This window comes from Prochlorococcus marinus str. MIT 1013 (assembly GCF_027359395.1).
Classification (GTDB): Bacteria; Cyanobacteriota; Cyanobacteriia; order PCC-6307; family Cyanobiaceae; genus Prochlorococcus_B; species Prochlorococcus_B marinus_E.
On sequence record NZ_CP114778.1, the window covers coordinates 506,782 to 525,300 of the forward strand.

At 32.0% G+C, this 18,519-nt stretch carries 25 protein-coding genes; 8 read left to right on the plus strand and 17 right to left on the minus strand.

All coding sequences use genetic code 11. The features are described from left to right. Nucleotides 1-20: 20 nt before the first annotated feature. The 3 genes from O5633_RS03250 to O5633_RS03260 all read right to left on the minus strand — a co-directional run bounded on the left by O5633_RS03250 (nucleotide 21) and on the right by O5633_RS03260 (nucleotide 595). Nucleotides 21-224 (minus strand): DUF3104 domain-containing protein, encoded by a 204-nt coding sequence (locus tag O5633_RS03250; RefSeq protein ID WP_269610637.1) that lies wholly within the window; start codon nucleotides 222-224, stop codon nucleotides 21-23. Beyond that, the gene (locus O5633_RS03255; protein ID WP_269610638.1) at nucleotides 217-378 is read right to left on the minus strand and encodes a hypothetical protein; all 162 of its coding nucleotides are present in this window, start codon (nucleotides 376-378) and stop codon (nucleotides 217-219) included. The genes O5633_RS03250 and O5633_RS03255 overlap by 8 nt, the downstream gene beginning before the upstream one ends. 91 nt (nucleotides 379-469) lie before the next feature. Then, complete coding sequence (locus O5633_RS03260; protein ID WP_269610640.1) at nucleotides 470-595, minus strand: hypothetical protein; 126 nt, start codon at nucleotides 593-595, stop codon at nucleotides 470-472. Nucleotides 596-1,016: 421 nt separating this feature from the next. Between O5633_RS03260 and O5633_RS03265 the strand changes: the two genes are divergently transcribed. Beyond that, nucleotides 1,017-1,187 (plus strand): hypothetical protein, encoded by a 171-nt coding sequence (locus tag O5633_RS03265; protein WP_269610641.1) that lies wholly within the window; start codon nucleotides 1,017-1,019, stop codon nucleotides 1,185-1,187. A gap of 53 nt (nucleotides 1,188-1,240) precedes the next feature. Here the strand turns inward: O5633_RS03265 and O5633_RS11680 are convergent, their stop codons facing one another. After that, nucleotides 1,241-1,618 (minus strand): DUF2839 domain-containing protein, encoded by a 378-nt coding sequence (locus O5633_RS11680; RefSeq protein ID WP_420063622.1) that lies wholly within the window; start codon nucleotides 1,616-1,618, stop codon nucleotides 1,241-1,243. An 823-nt stretch (nucleotides 1,619-2,441) separates the two neighbouring features. Continuing rightward, nucleotides 2,442-2,960: a prepilin-type N-terminal cleavage/methylation domain-containing protein gene (locus O5633_RS03275; protein WP_269610643.1), complete on the minus strand. Its 519-nt coding sequence runs from the start codon at nucleotides 2,958-2,960 to the stop codon at nucleotides 2,442-2,444. A 131-nt stretch (nucleotides 2,961-3,091) separates the two neighbouring features. On the opposite strand from O5633_RS03275, the gene O5633_RS03280 reads away from it, so the two are divergent. The 6 genes from O5633_RS03280 (at nucleotide 3,092) to O5633_RS03305 (ending at nucleotide 9,659) form a co-directional block, all read left to right on the plus strand. Beyond that, the gene (locus O5633_RS03280; protein ID WP_269610644.1) at nucleotides 3,092-3,913 is read left to right on the plus strand and encodes a prepilin peptidase; all 822 of its coding nucleotides are present in this window, start codon (nucleotides 3,092-3,094) and stop codon (nucleotides 3,911-3,913) included. Nucleotides 3,914-3,992: 79 nt separating this feature from the next. After that, nucleotides 3,993-4,460 carry a hypothetical protein gene (locus tag O5633_RS03285; protein WP_269610645.1) on the plus strand — a complete coding sequence of 156 codons (468 nt, stop codon included), beginning with the start codon at nucleotides 3,993-3,995 and terminating at the stop codon, nucleotides 4,458-4,460. Nucleotides 4,461-4,588: 128 nt separating this feature from the next. Beyond that, nucleotides 4,589-5,800: a type IV pilin protein gene (locus O5633_RS03290; RefSeq protein WP_269610647.1), complete on the plus strand. Its 1,212-nt coding sequence runs from the start codon at nucleotides 4,589-4,591 to the stop codon at nucleotides 5,798-5,800. Between the two features lie 2 nt (nucleotides 5,801-5,802). Further along, nucleotides 5,803-7,443, plus strand: coding sequence for a GspE/PulE family protein (locus O5633_RS03295; protein WP_269610648.1), 1,641 nt, complete (start codon nucleotides 5,803-5,805; stop codon nucleotides 7,441-7,443). Between the two features lie 21 nt (nucleotides 7,444-7,464). After that, nucleotides 7,465-8,511: a type IV pilus twitching motility protein PilT gene (locus O5633_RS03300; protein ID WP_269610650.1), complete on the plus strand. Its 1,047-nt coding sequence runs from the start codon at nucleotides 7,465-7,467 to the stop codon at nucleotides 8,509-8,511. Nucleotides 8,512-8,513: 2 nt separating this feature from the next. Continuing rightward, nucleotides 8,514-9,659 (plus strand): type II secretion system F family protein, encoded by a 1,146-nt coding sequence (locus O5633_RS03305; protein WP_269610652.1) that lies wholly within the window; start codon nucleotides 8,514-8,516, stop codon nucleotides 9,657-9,659. A 9-nt stretch (nucleotides 9,660-9,668) separates the two neighbouring features. Here the strand turns inward: O5633_RS03305 and O5633_RS03310 are convergent, their stop codons facing one another. From O5633_RS03310 to O5633_RS03365, 12 genes are all read right to left on the minus strand, one after another. After that, nucleotides 9,669-11,336 carry a hypothetical protein gene (locus O5633_RS03310; RefSeq protein ID WP_269610653.1) on the minus strand — a complete coding sequence of 556 codons (1,668 nt, stop codon included), beginning with the start codon at nucleotides 11,334-11,336 and terminating at the stop codon, nucleotides 9,669-9,671. A gap of 6 nt (nucleotides 11,337-11,342) precedes the next feature. Further along, entirely contained in the window at nucleotides 11,343-11,924 is a 582-nt protein-coding gene (locus O5633_RS03315) for a hypothetical protein (protein WP_269610655.1), read from the minus strand. Then, nucleotides 11,921-12,127: a hypothetical protein gene (locus O5633_RS03320; RefSeq protein WP_269610656.1), complete on the minus strand. Its 207-nt coding sequence runs from the start codon at nucleotides 12,125-12,127 to the stop codon at nucleotides 11,921-11,923. Before O5633_RS03320 ends, O5633_RS03315 begins: the two co-directional genes overlap by 4 nt. A gap of 4 nt (nucleotides 12,128-12,131) precedes the next feature. Beyond that, nucleotides 12,132-12,623 (minus strand): hypothetical protein, encoded by a 492-nt coding sequence (locus tag O5633_RS03325; protein WP_269610658.1) that lies wholly within the window; start codon nucleotides 12,621-12,623, stop codon nucleotides 12,132-12,134. An 8-nt stretch (nucleotides 12,624-12,631) separates the two neighbouring features. Further along, nucleotides 12,632-13,261, minus strand: coding sequence for a hypothetical protein (locus O5633_RS03330; protein ID WP_269610659.1), 630 nt, complete (start codon nucleotides 13,259-13,261; stop codon nucleotides 12,632-12,634). Then, complete coding sequence (locus O5633_RS03335) at nucleotides 13,258-13,947, minus strand: PilN domain-containing protein (RefSeq protein WP_269610660.1); 690 nt, start codon at nucleotides 13,945-13,947, stop codon at nucleotides 13,258-13,260. The genes O5633_RS03330 and O5633_RS03335 overlap by 4 nt, the downstream gene beginning before the upstream one ends. Before the next feature lie 4 nt (nucleotides 13,948-13,951). Next, nucleotides 13,952-15,523 (minus strand): type II secretion system protein GspD, encoded by a 1,572-nt coding sequence (locus tag O5633_RS03340; RefSeq protein WP_269610661.1) that lies wholly within the window; start codon nucleotides 15,521-15,523, stop codon nucleotides 13,952-13,954. Nucleotides 15,524-15,722: 199 nt separating this feature from the next. After that, nucleotides 15,723-15,923: a hypothetical protein gene (locus tag O5633_RS03345; protein WP_269610662.1), complete on the minus strand. Its 201-nt coding sequence runs from the start codon at nucleotides 15,921-15,923 to the stop codon at nucleotides 15,723-15,725. An 83-nt stretch (nucleotides 15,924-16,006) separates the two neighbouring features. Then, nucleotides 16,007-16,564 (minus strand): prepilin-type N-terminal cleavage/methylation domain-containing protein, encoded by a 558-nt coding sequence (locus O5633_RS03350; protein ID WP_269610663.1) that lies wholly within the window; start codon nucleotides 16,562-16,564, stop codon nucleotides 16,007-16,009. A gap of 313 nt (nucleotides 16,565-16,877) precedes the next feature. Further along, complete coding sequence (locus tag O5633_RS03355) at nucleotides 16,878-17,024, minus strand: hypothetical protein (protein WP_269610664.1); 147 nt, start codon at nucleotides 17,022-17,024, stop codon at nucleotides 16,878-16,880. Nucleotides 17,025-17,284: 260 nt separating this feature from the next. After that, on the minus strand, nucleotides 17,285-17,665 hold the full coding sequence (locus tag O5633_RS03360; RefSeq protein ID WP_269610665.1) for a DUF1330 domain-containing protein: 381 nt from the start codon (nucleotides 17,663-17,665) through the stop codon (nucleotides 17,285-17,287). Nucleotides 17,666-17,741: 76 nt separating this feature from the next. Beyond that, nucleotides 17,742-17,915, minus strand: coding sequence for a hypothetical protein (locus O5633_RS03365; RefSeq protein ID WP_269610666.1), 174 nt, complete (start codon nucleotides 17,913-17,915; stop codon nucleotides 17,742-17,744). 293 nt (nucleotides 17,916-18,208) lie between these two features. On the opposite strand from O5633_RS03365, the gene O5633_RS03370 reads away from it, so the two are divergent. Continuing rightward, entirely contained in the window at nucleotides 18,209-18,505 is a 297-nt protein-coding gene (locus tag O5633_RS03370) for a DUF1330 domain-containing protein (protein WP_269610667.1), read from the plus strand. The last annotated feature ends 14 nt before the right edge of the window (nucleotides 18,506-18,519 follow it).

Below are 18,519 nucleotides of genomic sequence, written 5' to 3' on the forward strand. Positions count from 1 at the left end.
ACAAACATTATTTCTAGCAGCTAACCAATGTGAGACAGAATTTGTTTCACTTCCTCACCATGAACAAATTTGATTTCGCCTGAATCAATGTTTGCGACTTGAAAAAGTGGGGGGGGATCTGGGTCTATTGGTCCTCCAACAAATGAGAGAACTTTTGCAATCTCATCTTCTCCAACAAGAACAGTATCTGAAGGTTTAACTATTAGAAATTCAGGCTCATTCATCTTTTTCTTTTTTCCCGTTTTTGATTAATGGGTTTTTTGGAAACAAGAAGGTGATTAATCGACCAAAGAAAAAACTTCCTAATAAAACGAAGCCACCGCCACCAACATAGATAAGCATGTTTTCTTGTGTAGAGGATGCTAAGTTTGGAATCATTCTTTTTTTAATTTTCTTGCTATTAAAACAAAAGATAATGCCGCTGATATAAGAACAATATCAATAATCAAGTGATAGTTGATATCCATTCCTATTTAAGAAAAGGAAGAAATTTGCTGAAAGTTACAGGAAATGATCCAACGACCAAAGCCAATAATCCAAGAACAACAGCCACGATCGCAGCATCTACTAAGAGATCTTTCCAGTTGTATTTCATAAACCCATAATATTGCTTTCAGTGTTGAATTTTTATTGGCTTAAAGACGAATTGTCACGACTGAGATAAATACTGCATCACAGTCTAACTTACTTTCGATTCTGTACCCATAGTGATTTCTTATAGCAAGAACCTATGATGATCCCCCATGCCATCAAGTGGGTAGTCGTTTTCAAACTGTTCAACAACTTTAGTTGAAACATTAAATTTACTAATTAAGATAGAGATCCTTTTGTTAATCAAACGAGCAATGAAAGCCATGAAACTTTTCAAATTGTGTTCGTTATAACGTCAAGCTAGACAGTTTCAAGTAGTTAATACGGAAAAGAAGTTTTAAATATCTATAACAAAAAAGTGCCTAAGGGTTTCTCAACCATTATTTGTTAATGGACTATTTACTAGACGAGTGTTATACATATTTTTGGACGAGCTTCGACACTCTTGCGTAATTTGTTTTTCTCTATCGACATTATTACTGACAGGTTGCACTAATACTGGAGGTGGAGGGAACTTTCCATTTGGTTGGAATCCATCTTTGCCTGGTCAGCCAGGAACTTTCACTTGTGATGGTGCTTCTCGTCAATATGCTTAATTCTATTGCGAGACAGGTGAGCACCCCAATATGTGTGATCGCTAGGGAGTGGTCTATGACTTAATCAATTGATAACCTTTCACGAGGTTATATAGCCCCCAACCAAAAGCTCCAAGTACAAGGCCATAAAAAACAAATGGAACAATTGGATTTTTATACAAAAAAGACCTAACTTTTTTTTGAATGTTTTCTTTATCAAGCACGGGCAACTTTAACTCAACAGGTTTTTCTCTTGGAGGGAGTCCCAATTCTTTTCTTCTTTTAGCTTCTCCCATAAAAAAGAGGGCGTAATACTCTAAAGATAAATCGAAGTTGGCCTTTGGCTTATAAAGATTTAGACGGTTTAATAAAAAAAGATCATTCATTAACCATGAGTGAAAAAGTAAAGCAATTGAATATGAGGCCGCATGGGAATCTGTTTTAGATTGCATGGATGTGATGAAAGAAGAGTTCAGTTGGTCAAAAGATGTAATTGCCAAGATGATGAGAGAACTTGCTGAGAAAGTAGAAAGCGAAGAGGAATAAGAATAGACTAAAATTATTCCAACAAGTTAATGACATAGCCTCTGCTGACAACTGCTGGCTCAGGTGTAAGAAGTAAACAGGTCTCCCCTAAAAGGAGGTTTTTTAATGATGATATGAATCACAATCGTATTTAAGAATCAAACTTTTTGTGCAAGAAATATAAAAGTAAACTTATAACTCATAAAGATTCCCATGACATGGGTTCTCTTCTACTTTAGATTACGTTATTGACCTAAAAAAACTATAACAATAGATATAGCTGATAAATCCAATGTGCGAAGTGACACTGTTCTGATTTTTCTTTAACTGGTAATCGATTTAATTGCTAAGAAAATATCTCTTAAACTTACGGGAATAAAAAACAATAAAGGCATATTAACCAAAATAGATATGGATATTTTCCTTTGATTTTGAAGGATTGAGTTTAAAATAAGGACTAGTAAACTTGAATTTAGAATTAAAATAAATAAGTTACTAGCCAAAATAAAATGTTTACCTTCGCCGATTAAATTGATAAATACTATATAAAATACTAAAAGAAAGTAAGCTGCTATCGTTGATTGAAATGAAGTAAGTAATTTCAATCCATAAAAGCTTTTTTTAGGTATCTTTATATTCATAATTGAGATGAGATTATGATTATTAAATTAAAAAATAAATAAAAAAAATTGGACATAAGAAAAAATTCTAATGTCCAATTTTTTATTCTTAGTATTTATGTTTATTGAACTACCAAGTACCAGTACCAGCAGTCGCATCAGTAATAGTACATCCTAAAGCTCTGTTAGCGCTGCCTTCATTAGATCCTTGAGTACACGTTTTAGCTCCAGTTCCAGCGTCATATCTAAATTGAGCTAGATCTGTTGCGGCTGGGTTGCCACTTGCAACACCAGTTAATTGATAGACATCGTTGTTATTGCAAGTATTCGTTGCATCTGCTGGAGCTTCTGCTACGGCCGCATAACCATTTGGAGCATAGGTTGCAGGTACGTAAACTTGATTATTAGGGTCAGAATCTAGAATTCTAACTGCACATTCCTTGACTAAGTTAGCAAGGGTAGTTTTGGCTCCTGCGACTCTAGCTTCTGCATTCAGACTCGTAAAAGATGGGATAGCAATTGCAGCAAGAATAGCTAGAACAGCTACAACAACAACTAGTTCAATAAGTGAGAAGCCTTTCTCACCTGGTTTTTTACTTAAAACTTTTTTAGCGTGAGGGCTATTGAGATAAAGCTGAAAAGCAAGCATTGCTAGAAAAAAATTAGCTTATATATATTAACTATACTATAAAACTATTATAAGTCATTACGTAAAATGCCATTTAACTCATTTGATAGTTATGCGGGTCTCATGAATAATAATTCGTTCTTAGGTCTCTAATGAATTTGTTTTTTTTAGGAGTATTCGGCTTGTGTGTCGGCAGTTTTCTAAATGTAATTCTTTATCGCATGCCAAAGAATGAATCCATAGTAAAGCCTAGAAGTGCTTGTCCTAGTTGTAAAACTAAATTGTCTTTTATAGAATTGATTCCAGTTATTAGTTGGCTTATTCAACTTGGAAAATGTAGACATTGTAAAGCCAAGATTAGTATAACTTATCCATCAATAGAAATCATTACATCAGTGTTATTTATAATGGCAATATTTTCAAAACCAACAATTCAAATCATTGACAATCAACTTATTCTTATCATTGCAGGATGCATGTTATATTCTATTATAATAATCTTAACTATATTTGATATAAAATTTTTCTGGTTACCTGATACTTTAACATTCTTAGGCATTTCAATTGGGATTTTCATTAACATTTTACCATCTATTATATATCTTGATTACAATAAACTAATAACCCCCCTTAGTTATTTATTTTACTCAATTTCTGCATATTTTATTATTGCCTTTGTTGCTTTTTTATTGAAAAAGATTTTGAATAAACCAGCTATGGGGCTTGGAGATGCAAAGCTATCAGCAATGGTGTCTTCATGGTTAGGCTTAGAGGGGCTTGAATTAGTTCTAATGCTAACAATATTGACCAGTGGATTGTATAGCACATTAGGGTTGTTATTAGGTGTTTACAAGAGAGGAAGTGTAATTCCTCTTGGCAGCTTTATCTGCCTGAGTTTTGGAGCGGTTTGGTTCTTAGGTAATAATTTCTTTCTAGATATTTTAGATAGATTCCTCTGGTGGAGATATCTTTAGACAACTATCGCAAACTAGAAGAAATAGTCGAAGTATAAAATTTAAGCTAAAATTAGAATTGATTATCTTTCAAAATAAATTGACAGCAATAAATCATAGAATAATAAATACAACTTTGCTTGCATTCACTGTTGTACTTGCAGGATGCTCCAAGCCTCCCGCTCGTATAGCTCAAACGGTTTTACCACCTCCAAGCGCCATTGAGAGCATTCAGGTTCCAGTCGAAAATAAACCAATAGACCTTGATTTACTTCCTTCAAAAGAGGAAGTAAATCAAGGAATTCTCTCAGGTAGAAATGATCCTTTCTCCTCGCCTTTAAGTCTAGATGCCCCTCTTGGATTTCAATTAAAAGGAATTATTGGATCTATTAATTATAAATTAGCCTATGTAGAGTATTACGATAAGGCAGGTATTCTAAGATTAGGAGATACTGGAGGCACTCAAACTAATTTGCTTCCCAAGGGATGGATAGTGAAAGATATAGATATTGAAAACGGATCATTGCATTTAACAAGTAGAGGGATAGATGCAATAATTAAATTATGAGATTACTTTATGATCTATAATGAATTTTTATCCAATTTCTTTTTTAATAACTTTATTTACTGCTATGGTAAATATTGATTAATAAAAATATTTGCTTTTTAGAAAATTCTTGATTGATGGAAGACTAAATGAAAAGTCAAAAATCAAAAAATCAATCCATAAATAATTCAGGATTTACGATCCTAGAACTCTCCGTTGTTGTTGCGATTTTAAGTGCTCTAGCGTCTATATCAATACCAATCGTTTTTGACACAATTAAATTAGCTAGAATTGATGAGGCTAAATCCATATTGAATAATGCTTTAGCAGATTGTTTTCAGTCAATTAGAACTGGAGACTCACTATCTGGATTATCTCCATCAAGCAATGTTATTTCTGATAAGAGAATTTCATCTACTGGTTATAAAATCAAATCCACAGATACAACTTGTTCAAGCTTTTTCTTAACCCCTATTCAATCTGATGATCAAATCTTGTATGAATTAGGTTTTACTTTGATTGAAGATGTCTCAACAGGGGAATATAAATCTACTCGTTTTGGTTTTCCAAGTGGGCCTAAAAGTTTAAGCTCTTGCGAAAATTGGGCTGGAATTAATTGCTCAGCAAACCAAGCTTTATTAGACCAAATTAATGCTGAAAAGATACTTGCAGAGGCAAGAGCAAATTGTAACTCTGACTTTAATACATGGTTAGAAACAAACCCAAGTGGGCCTAATCCATCAGATGCAAAAAAGTGGGTAGATCCGAATGGACCATGTACATCTGAGACTTGTTGTAGTGGAGATACATATGCTTTTGAGGGAAGAGAAGTGTATACAGAAGAGGCTTATAACCGAGAATTAGAATTGAAATACGCGCAAGAATGTGCAGCAGAAAAACAAACTCAGATTGATAATAAAGCGACAGGTGCTTTTGATCTTGCTGCATGCGGCGGGACAAGATTTTATTTTTGTGACGGAGTACAAAAAGCTTCTCAGAATGATATACAGGCTTGTGAGGATCTAAAAAAGTCAACTGCATGTCAGCAAGATCTTGATCAAAAACTTAGTGCTCAAGATCCAGATGGTAAATGGACTCCTCCACATTCCCCTGGCCCAGGCGTATGTGCTGATTCTCTTTGGTTATGTAACGGTAAAAAACACATAACTGAAGCTGACTATAAAGCTAATACTGAATGTCAACCTAAAGCTAAAACTCCACCACCCCCACCTACATGCCCTCCAGGATGCGGGAGAAATCCAGCTCCAGGATTTTGTGGAGCTGGCTCATATGGAACCATAAATAACCTTCCTGTTTGTAATGGTTACCCTCCATCATGTCCAAGGTTTGATTGTTATTAATTATGTATAAGATAGACAGAATTAGAGATCTAATAGACGAACATTTCTCTCTTCAATGGTGTAGAAATAATTTAATTATTCCATTAAGTGTAGAACCATCTTTACCTCCTGAAAAACCTGTTCTATTAATTGCTGTTGGAAATATTACTTTTTTAGGGACTATTGGAGAATTTATTAAAAATAAAGCATCAAGATCAGGTTATAAATGTATGTTTGTAGAAAAAGATACATCCCAAATTGAGCATCTACTTGATCAAGCGGCAAAAGAGAGAATATTTAGTAGTGAGGGATTAGAAAGTTTTTCTTTTTCCGATGATGAGTTATTGGATTCTCTTAAAGAAGCCTCAAATAGTAAAGATGAATATGATCAATATAGTTATGAATTTGATGATGAAAATGAAAATGAAGATGAAAGTGAACCTGATTTATCTATAGAAATGCTTGGTAGTAAAATTCAACGCGCAGCAGCACAAATTTTAATTAAATCATGCAGAACAGGTGTTTCTGATATACATATTGAACCTCATAGTACTAATTTTCAAGTCAGACTAAGGAGTGATGGAGTGCTTCAAAAATATATTTCTATGCCTAGAAGTGCTGGACTTAAATTAACAGCCTGTTTAAAAAATATGGCAGGTATGGATATTGCAGAAAGAAGAGCCTCACAAGATGGAAAAATTCGAAGGGTTTTTGAAGGGACTCCCATGCAATTTAGGTGTTCTACTGCTCCAGCCAAATTTGGAGAGAAAACCGTATTAAGGATATTAAATAGCAGTACTGAAATATTAGATTTAGAATCACTTATTTCTAATGAGGAAATTAGAAGTAAATTCAGGACTGTAATAAACCAACCTGATGGAATTATTATTGTTTCAGGACCAACTGGTTCAGGGAAATCAACAACTTTAGCGGCAGCTTTAAGAGAAAAAGATAATGGTGAATTAAATATAGTTACTGCTGAAGATCCTATTGAATATGATTTAGGTGGTGATATTCAACAGTTCCCGGTTATTAAAGCAAAAGGGCAAAATTTCGGTTTTTTATTAAGGACATTTCTTCGCCAGGACCCCGATGTCATTCTTATTGGTGAGACTAGGGACCCAGAAACTGCCGAGTCTTCAATGGATGCTGCTGAAACTGGACATCTTGTCTTTACCACGTTGCATGCAAGAAGTGCTTCTACATCCTTAACAAGGTTATTAGATATGGAGGTACCTCCATATAAATTAACCTCTTCTTTGAAAGCTATATTAGCTCAAAGATTAATCAGGAGGGTTTGTCCTGAATGCAGCACTCAAAAAATAGCTGGTGATTATGAACATAATTATGGAATTAAAAGAGGTCAAACAATTAGGAAGGCAACGGTATTAAATAGTGAAGAAAAAGAAAAAAGAAAAGCTGAAGGAAGCTTATGCTCAAGATGTTCTGGAACTGGTTATAAAGGAAGAATAGGAGTATATGAATTAATGATTCTTAATCGCAAGATTGCTGAAGCAATTAAGGCACGTAAATCAAATGCCGAGATTCAAGATTTAGCTGAACAAGAAGGGATGATAACTTTAAAAGATTATTGCGTTAATTTAATTCAAGATCAACAAACAACTATTTCAGAATTAAAAAAAATATGTAATAGTGAAGAATAATTTTTTTAATTAATCAGATTAATGACAATAGCAAGAAAAATAGTTGAATATGCAATTAATTCTGATTCTTCTGATATTCATTTAGAAGAAAACTCGCCTATAGCGATTAGAAGTAATTCAGATATAAAAATAATTGATAAAGTCCTAGGATCTAATGATATGGATGCTCTTCTTCTTGAAATCTTAGGAGAAGAAAAATTATCTCAATTTAATAAAGATAATGATTTAGATACATCAATCGGACTTGAAGGCTTATCAAGGCTAAGAATAAATGCATATGTTGCGAATGAGAAAAGATGTTTAACCCTAAGATTACTTCCTGACAATCTTCCAAAATGGTCTGACCTAGGATTGCCAGAAGCTTTTATAAACTTATCAAAAAAACATAGAGGCTTAGTTCTTTGCACAGGTCCAACTGGATCTGGAAAGTCCACAAGTCTAGCAGCGTTTATTAATTGTATTTTAGAAACTCAAAAACGACATATACTTACTATTGAAGATCCCATAGAATTTCAATTTTCTTCTACCAAAAATTCTATTATTCATCAGAGGGAAGTTAAAAGAGACACCGATTCATTCGCAACTGCTCTAAGAGCCGCATTAAGAGAAGATCCTGATGTTATTTATATTGGAGAGATGAGAGATCTTGAAACAATTCAATTAGCAATTACGGCTGCTGAAACTGGTCATTTAGTTTTAGGAACTTTGCATACATCTTCAGCGGCAAAAACAGTAGAAAGAATTGTTGATGTTTTCCCTGCTGACCAACAAGAACAAGCGAGATTACAAGTCTCAACTTCTTTGGCTGGTATTATGTCTCAAACATTATGTAAAAATACAAAAGGTAAGAGATCATTAGGTTATGAAATTTTAATCAATACTAATGCGATTTCAAATTTGATTAGAGAAAAAAAGGTTAGTCAAATATACTCCCAACTTCAAACTGGAAGTAATGAGGGGATGAATACCTTAGAGCAATGTTTACAAAGTTTATTAGATCAAAAGCTTATCACTCCTTCAGAAGCTATCTCAAAAGCTTCAAACCCTAAAGCAATAAATATTATTTAATTATGGTAAAGTATTCATACAAATCAAGTCTTATATCACAATCAACTGGAGAAAAAGGTTTATCTAATTCAAGAAAATATATAAAGATAAATGATTCTAAGACATTAAAAGTTAAGCAAGCTGATCTACTGATATTTTTTAGACAGTTGGCAGTAATTCTTCAAAGTGGTGTTCCACTTGCTCAAGGTATAGAATTATTAGCAGAAAATACTAGATCAGAAAAATTCTCTTGGGTTCTTTTCAATGTTTCAGATAGATTAAAATCTGGTGATGAATTATCTTTGTGTCTTAATGATTATCCAAAATGCTTTGCTCCAATAACAATTGGACTTATTAAAGCAGGAGAGGCAGGAGGAATACTTGATAAAGTTTTAGATCGAATTGCAATACTTATAGAAGAACAGGAGAAGATCAAAAGCCAGATCACAGGTGCATTAATTTATCCAGTAATAATTCTTGTATTGGCTATATCCGTAAGCTTAGGACTCTTAATATTTATTGTCCCTAAATTTGAACTAATGTTCAAGAGTTTCAATGCTGAGTTACCTGGGTTAACTAAATTTATGCTTGCATTATCGAGAATAGTCGTTTCAAATTTCTTCTTAATAGGCGCCCCGATTGTTATTTTAATAATACTATTTATATTCAAGCAGTATTATTCAACAACTACTGGTAAAAGGTTTATAGATAACTTGATACTTCGAATTCCTTTATTTGGAGAGCTAATATTAAGAAGTGAAATTGCATCTTTTTGTGATACTTTATCAACATTAATGAATGCTGGAATTCCTATAGTTGAAGGATTAGAAAGATGTCGTTTAGCTAGTGGAAACCAAGCTATAAAAGATATAATTGCAAACTCAGTTATAGAAGTAACACAAGGAAATGATCTTAGTCTATCATTAAAATCTAATAATATTTTACCTAAATTAGTACCATCCATGGTTCGGATAGGAGAAGAAAGTGGAGAATTAGGATTTATGTTAGATAATTTATCTAAGTTCTATAAAAGGGAAGTAGAAAATACAGTTTCATCACTAACAAAAGCAATGGAACCAGCTGTAATTATTGTTATAGCTGGAATAGTAGGAACAATAGTTGTATCTCTTTATTTACCTATGTTTGAAATAATAACAGTCGTAAAGTAATTTTTAAAATTAAAAATCTGGCATCTCAAAATCATCTGACTTGAACTGACCTGATTTTGTTGAGTTGTTATTATCTTCTTCATTCTTATATTCTCTCAGTTCTTGATTATTTGATTCCTCATTGTCTGAAAGATTAATACTGGGCCATTTCTCTTCTTCATTTATATCTTTAGACCTTGTTTCTATTGATTTATTATCTTCTTCATTCTTATTTTCTCTCAGTGCTTGATTATTTGATTCCTCATTGTCTGAAAGATTAATACTGGGCCATTTCTCTTCTTCATTTAAAGAAGCTATCAAACTATTCTCATTATCTTTATTAATTAATTGATCATTTTCTTTATCTAATTTTAGATCTTTTATATCAGTATCTAATATTAATTCTTCTTCAGAAAGATCTTCTTCAGAGTCTATTAAATTGTTTTTATTAGCTTGTAGTGAATTTGGAGCTGTTGTTAATAATTCTGGGCTACTTGAATTTAAAAGCTGTTGTTCTATATCTTTAGTAGATGAATATTCTAATAAATAGTTATTGTCATAAGTATCTGGTAATGATTTTCTTATAATTTCTCGCTCTAATCCCTTATTTCTTAAAGTAACATCGATCAAACCTAATCCTGAGCCTATAATATTTGTATAATTATGTATATTATTACCATATTGGATATTTACTTTCCCTACATATTTTGAAAGGTTTGCTACTAAAACATTAACTGAAAGATTAAATTCTGATTTTAATAATTTAGAAAGATTGGGATGCAAGCTATTTGGACCACAAATTATAATTTTCTTCCATTTCGCGTTAATATTAATCTTTTGAAAATCTTTCATCTTTGCTTCTAATTCATAACATAAGATCTGAATATCCATTTTAGAAAGACTAATATTCTCATCAACATCATTTTCATCTTTTGAATCTTGTGTTTTATTCTGATCTTTAATGGCAGCTATTTTTGAAATCTCCATATGAGTGTATGTTGAATATATGCTTAAATGAGTACAATCACTATTCATATCAAGAACAATGAGATATTCATCTTCTAATAAATTTCTTATTTCAGAAAAATATAATCTTGAATGACATGTAAAAGCTAATTCAATATCAGTTAATTCTAAATCAGCTAAATCTAATGTTTTAATGATTTGATTGGTTATCTTTTTTGGAATACTTGAAAGAAAATAACCTTTATGTATCTGACCATTTATTTTTCTAATTTGAAAGTTTTCAATCAAGGCAAAGTCAGTTTGGCGAATTGGGATAGGCATTTTATATTCTGTTTTAGGATCCAATAAATATTCCCTAACATTTTCCTCATTAACACTTTCTGGTAAAAATATTGTTTTAGTATAAGCAGCCTCTGGGGGGATAATAACTCTTACCTTATGGGCAAATATTCCTTCATTCGAAACAAGATTCTTTAATAATCCTGCCATTAAATCTGGGTTTGTAGGGGCACCTCTATCAATGGCCGTTTCATCATCAATTTCGATACTATTTAGAAAGCTAAAATCAACTTCGTCAGATTTTAGCTTTGCTAATCCATAATTTAAAGAGTTTTTTGTGAATTCAAAAATAAGTTGGCTACTTGTTATTTTCTTTCTAATATTTTCAAAATAATTATTTATAGGTGAAGTATCAATACCAAAAAATAAACTTTGCTTTGTGGGTGTTTGCATGATTTCTTAATAATTACAGAATGAACTTGGTCTACAAAAAATCTTTCGTAATGGAATTTTTGTAGTTGAGATTTCATTATTTAAACCCAATAAAAAGTAAATTCCTGGCTTGGCATTTGAATTGTTTTCTATCAGTTCTGATAATGAACTTTCTCTAAGAGGTGTTGAACGAAGGCAAATTGCATAACCTGATCCACCTGGAGTCCAATTACCAGCTGAAGGAATAGTACTACTTACAGGAAGTTGCCAACTTAAATTTGGCGTGAATGAACAACCTAATGGTAAGTCACCTTCTTTAGATGATTCTATTGAAGATATTTTAGATAAGCTTATTGATGGTTGAGCAAGAACATCTGCATACCTGTCAAGGAATAACGAAAGGTTATATTGATCATTAATTGCATTTCTAGGAATACCACTTACTTTGCTGTTATCATCATTATTTCCTAGATATCGCATACTAAGTTCAGTTATTAATATGCTTACGGTAAGAAATAGTACTAACATATAAATTGCTACAATCATTTCAATAACTGTCATTCCTGAATCATGAGGATTGAAATTTTTTCTTGAATTTATAAAATTCATAATTTCTGAGGAAATTGTTTAATATTGCTATTTAAAATATCAACTTCACTTATTCTTCCAGAACCTTTTATGATCTCTAGCTCATCCTTTGTCAAGGGGAATCTTATAGACCCTTTAATAATAGTTTCAGTTACCTGAATTGCAAGTAATAAACTTGTTGTCGCTAATAATGCAATTATACTACCGATTAATGATTGAAGCATTTTATTAAAGACTATATTCGAATAAGCATTTTTCAGTTCCTTTTAAACTACATGAATAAAAAGTTACTGGAGTACTTGAGCTTGGATTATTTATAAATATTAATCGATGATTACCTGAATATAAAGCACAAGTATTTTCTTGAGATGGTTGAGTAACATGTAATCTATAATTAGATAATTCATTATGATTCTTTAAAATATTATAAATTTCTTGATATTGTTCTTCGGTACCTGGGAAATTAGTAGGATCATTAGTAACTCCACTAACAATTTTCAGACAGGCCTCTTGAGCTTTATCAATTTTATCAGAATGATTTTTTAAGATATTTAGTATAGTTCTCTCACTTAATTTATTATTGTTTTTGGATATTTTTAATGAATCAGGCATTTTAATAGAATAATAAGGTTGAATTCTCCTTATTCCAAATGAGAGCTCAAATATTGCAAATGTCATTGATAACATTGCAGTTCCAAGTAATGAGTATATAAATATCATTTAATCAATTAGTTAGAGTTGCCATGCATTTCTACTTTTATATTCATTGATGTAATATTATTATTACTTTCATCTATAATATCAGATCTCTTTAAATTCTCTTTTAAATCAATTTCTTTTATAATTATAAATGACTCTATGTTCTCTAGGTCACTAATAAACCTAGCCAGATCAGGATAAATTCCTTCAATTGATATATCGAATTCCTGAGTGAATTGACCTGCAAGGATCAAGGAATCTTTTGAATTGTCTATTTTAGATTTAATTTTCTTCTCGCTTGGCTTTATTTCTTTAATATATATATTATGTTTATTAGCAATCATTTCGATCTTAACTATAATTGTATCTAAGCTTATGCTTCCCACAATGATTTTATTTATTCTATTTTCTTGATCTTTTATTAAATATTTAGTTTTTTTAAGCTTTTCAACTCTAGATTCTAATGGTTTGATATATGATAATTTCTCTTCCAATACCTTTATATTACTCCTTGATACATTTATAAGTGATATTTCAGGAAAGATACCAAAGATTAAGATTAAAAGAGATATGGACAATCCAGATAATATCGGAATAATTAATGAAGCGTTTTCAGGATTTATAAATCCTTTTCCATTATTTAAAAATTTATCTTTCATTTTATGAGCCCCTCTCCTCTAATATATTTTATTCTATTAGCAAAGCCATAAGCCTTTGACTTTATTAAATATTTTTCTAATTCTGATCCTTTTAGATTGTTATATTTAACTTCAATTATAAATTTTGTTTCTTGATACTCACTACTTGAAGATATATAAATCCATATTCTTTTTAATGTAATGCTGTCTTTATCAAAAAGTTGAGATTCTTTTAACTTTAACATAAAAGAATTTATATTTCTTAGTCCATCTTCCTCAGGAGCAGCTCCTTTGATTTGAAGTATATCATCTGTAATTTTTAATCCTTCTAATTTTATTACTTTAGGAAGTAACTTACTAATGCTTTGAAGTAAAGCAGTAGCTGATTTCTTTGATAAAAGAACTTTAGCTTTATTTGTATTTTTTGCGTAACCAGTTCTTACATCTGAAAGAAGTCTACTGTGAATTAATATTAATTCATCATACACTCTTGATTGTGCTAAAAGTGTTCTTTCATTTGCTTGTTTGCTTCTTGCATAAGTCCATAAATAAAGATAGGTAAGTAGAGAAAATATAATTGTAATAAAGGCAATGATCTTACCTTTTTTTCTTATCGAGCTGATATTTTGACTAGATAACTTTGATAAATTACTTTCTTTTCTTCTTTGTTCTAATAAATCTAATTCCTTCCAATTTACTAAGTTCATTATATTATTCCTCTTGTAATTCTCTTTTAATAGTTGGTGAAGGTTTATATACTTGTGTTGTAGTATCTATTGAATCAGTAATTATTTTAGGTGTAACCATAATAATTAATTCTCTGTTCTCATTGGTTTTACCTTGAGATTTAAATACATTACCAATTATTGGTAAATCTCCAAGAATTGGGAGCTTTGAAGTGGTTTCAGATTCCAAACTTTGTAAAACTCCAGTTAATATTAATGTTTGTCCATCTTTAACTCTGACTGTTCCAGTATCTAATTTCCTTGCATTTAACGTGTAATAATTTCCACACATTGGGTTATTATATACATCACTAATTGCGGTTAAGCTTGGGCTAAGTGAGAATGTAACGTAACCATTGTCATCAATTTTATGTACTTTAGCTGCTAATTCTAAACCTGCTGTTTCAAATCCAGCTACACATTTATCTGATTCTCCTTCCTCACCTTTGCTGTAAGTAAAATTAGTTATAATATTACTTCCAACAGATATAAAAGATTCATTAGCCGCTGATCTCCCCACTCCCTCAAGCGGCTCTGAACTTTCGTTTAGAATAAGAGTTGGACTGGCTAAAGTATTTGAACTTCTAGATCTTATATTCGAGACAAGGCTATCGTAAAATCCACCATCAGGATAACCTCTTCCTGGATTATTTTCAGGCTTGGCAGAAGAAATGTTTGCTGCTGGAAGTAATGACCCAAATACAGCCGCTAATGAACCATTGTTATTAATAATGAATGTATTACCTGTTCTTAGTGAAAAGCTATTATCTAGGCCTTCTTCCTCACTTAATTTTACATCAATAATCTTTACAGATAATGCAACTTGTCTTTGCCTAACATCTAATTGCTTTAAATATTTTTCAGCAACTTCAATTAAACTAGGCTCTCCAATTAAAGTGATTTGATTTAATCTTGAATCTGTTGTACCAGTAAGACCTTTAAGTGGACCTGTTGAAGCAGAATATGTTTCTACATTTGATAATGATTGAGATATTGAGGTCTTTGAACTAGAAGTAGACGTACCTCCTCCACTTGAGGTGTTTGTTGTTATGATTTTAACTTTGCTAATTGAAGCTCCTAAACTTGCAAGATAATCAGCTGCAGAGTCAGCTGAAGCCTGATTTAATCTATAAACTTTAGAAAGCTTAGAATCAAAACTTAATCCTAGAACATTTGGACCAATCAAAAGTAAATTATTTTGCCTTTTAGCCTGTAATCCTGCTGAAAGTAAAATACTATTTATAGAAATAGAGTAGTCTTCATTGTCCAAACTTAAAGTAACTTTTCTTTCATTAGAGTTCTTAGATTTTGAACCTTTTGCAACTTCATCCTCAACAAACACAAAACCGTAACCACCAAGTTTGGAAATTTCTTTTAGTATATCTTTTGAATTTGCATCTTTAAGTTTTAAAGTGATTTTTGGGCCATTTAAATTTATGTAGCCCCTGTTTTTTAGAAAATTATCATGACTAGAAATATTATGGCGTGTTCGTGCTCGTGTTTTTTTTGTCAGTCCTTCATTTGATTTTGATTGTTCTAATTTTTGATTGCTAGTCAAATTATCCTTGACATATTGTGCCCTATTTTCTAAAGGACATAGTAAAAGATAAACAGTCAGTATAGAGCTAGTTAAAAACTTCTTTTTAGTCAAAATAATCAATTAAGCAAACTGACTATATCGCATATTTTGACTAGAAGCTTATAAGAATATTTTGATTTCTTTAAGTAACAGAGATTAGAGATAAGTACTGGCCGATTTATTTAAATAGTTTGTTAAAAGGAGGGAACCCAAGCAAAGAACCAAAAAGAGCATAAGCCAAACCTCCGTTCAAGGCAGTCGCAAACCATTCTTCATCTTCCCAAAAATCAAATCCTTGACGTAGAAAAATAAGTCCTAAATAGCCAACAACTAACACGAAAATATTTTGAAGCGAGTGGTTTTTAAATATGGGTTTCATGAATCCTAAAATTCGAATTTGCAAAAATAGTTAATTCTCACTCTTATTAAAGCATTTTTTTAAATTGAAAAAACAACTTGTCTCTATTGACATTTAGGTATCGGATTACCATCGTCACCAGTCATAACTTCACCAGCCGTCCAAGCTGGTCCTTGATAAAAACTATTACTCCAAGCATAGATATATCTTGGAGAATTTTGGGAAACGCAACCCCAAACTGATGGGTTTTGGGATGTAGGACCTGTATTGTTAAATCTCCAAGCACTTGCTCTAAGTTGCCCATTTTGAAGGTAATAACCTAATAAATATTGGCCATCTACAATTACTCTTTCATTGCCATTACAAACGGATCCATAGCTCGCACAAGTTGCTAAACCACTTTGAGCGAGCTGATCTCCATAACCTGAAACCTGCTGAAATTCAGCCCAAGAATTTGGATACCTTAGATTTTTTACATAAAAAATCATACCCGCTTTTAATAAGGCTTCTACTTGTGAAATAGCAACTGCTTGTCTCGCTCTTGTATTCAAAGAAGCGAACCTTGGGATAGAGATAGAGGCAAGAATTGCCAAAACAGCTACTACAACAACCAACTCAATCAGTGAAAAGCCATCTTCCTGCTTATTGCTTTTAACAAACATAAAATTAATAACTGTTTAGATGAAAAAACTATTGATATCATTCTGCAAAACATATTAAGCTAAGAAAACTGTTTAATAAGCAAAAGAAATAAATACCAAATACTTAAAAAAAAAAACGCAATGAACTAAACAAGTCAAAGTCGCAAGACTGAATGGATTCTCACTATTTACTACCAGAATTTATTTTTTAAAAGAATTAGTAATCTTGAGGTTGAAAATGGAAATAATACTCTTTGTTTCTATACCAGGACCTTAGGTATTTATAAAGTGATTTAGTTTCGCATCATTGTCGTCTTCTTTTTTCTTAATTGCTTTATTTAACAGAACTGTCTTCATTGTGAAAAGCCTCTGCCATTAAGGGGATTAAGGCTGTTTCTATTTGTTCTTCTGTTTTGAAGCCAAGGACCTCTGCAGATTCTTTACCTAACGAGATAACAATAGGTTCGACTGAATTAATCATTAGTTGATTAGTTGTTTTTAATTAATCTGTATGGAAATTACCTCTAAAACATTTGATATTAAAAGTTTTGTGTTGATCAGAAGTTAATTTTGAATTGAACGGTGCAATTCGTTTTCTGGAATTTGGATTATGATAGAAATTGGTTCTCTGGGTTGTTGTAATCCCTTAAATCAGGGGAATGACTATTGACCATAAATTAAAAGCTCGTTTTACAGTCGATTGGAGGTAGGGGGCTCTTAGCCCCCTACCTTTATTAACATTTATTTTTTACCTTCTGTCAGACGGAAATTCCAATTTGTATATGGAGTGCGAATTGCTTTTAGCCTTTGATATGAATCAGATTCATAGCATTTAATAACAGCATCCTTACCTTTTGGATGTCTTGCAATCACAGTTAGTGGGCCACCATCTCCCTTTTTGCTTCCTTCTCTAATATCTGTATTTTTATCTAGAACCAATGTAGTTAAACCACATTTTTTGGTAACCATATGGACATTTTGAAAATAATCTTTAGCTGCTTCTCTGTTTTTTGTAGTACCTGTAATTACTACATATCCCGCAGTGCCAGATTTAGAAAGTTGAGAACCTACAACAATTCCTATGGCCATTGCCATAACTCCCACAATCGCAGTTTTTTTCATTTGAATTATTAAAGATCCCTGGAAGGATATCCTATTTTTCAATAAGGTGCCCACCTCCCAACTGTTGAGGTGAAAGCTATACTGGTCTTCCCGTTATTACACTGTGAAAAGCAGGATTGAATTTATAGAAAAGGAAAATAACTAAAAAAAGAACATTTAATCCAGTAAAGACACCAAACTGAATCCACAAAAATGTCCGGCTTACACCAGGATTATCAAATCCTGCATCAACACGAAATGTATTTGCCATTTTAGATAAGGTATTTATTTAGGTATAGACCAACTTCTAATCGTTGTCGGGGAGATATTATGAATAGTTATAAACTACTCCAGTTCCATCCCATAAAAGCAAAATCTAATAAGCCGTAATAAGTTTAGTCTCTAATGCCGATACAAAAAGCAATTGCTTAGGCCTTCTTTTCTTTTTCTTGATTTAATTCGAAGCAACCTTTTAGATAAAATATTGGAAGTTAAATGGTTCTCTAATATTTATATACAAAACAGATGAAATATGTAAAAATTTTCTAAATTATATTTTTGTTGATGGCTAAAGGTTTTTGGCTCGTTACTACCACAGTTACTAATCCTGCTTTTGCTGAATATGTTGAAGCCTTTCAACCTTGGGTTAACTCAGTAGGTGGCTCAGTCTTTGCGAAGGATTTGGAGGGACAAACTGTCGAAGGGAAGGGCGGGAAACTAGCCGTTATTATTGAGTTTTCATCAAAGCAAGCTGCAATTGATGCTTACAACAGTTCGGAATATCAAGAACTAAGCAAGTTACGTTGGGCTAATTCAATCGATACCAATATCACCATCATGGATAGCGGAGTAACTCATTAACAAAAATAGATTAC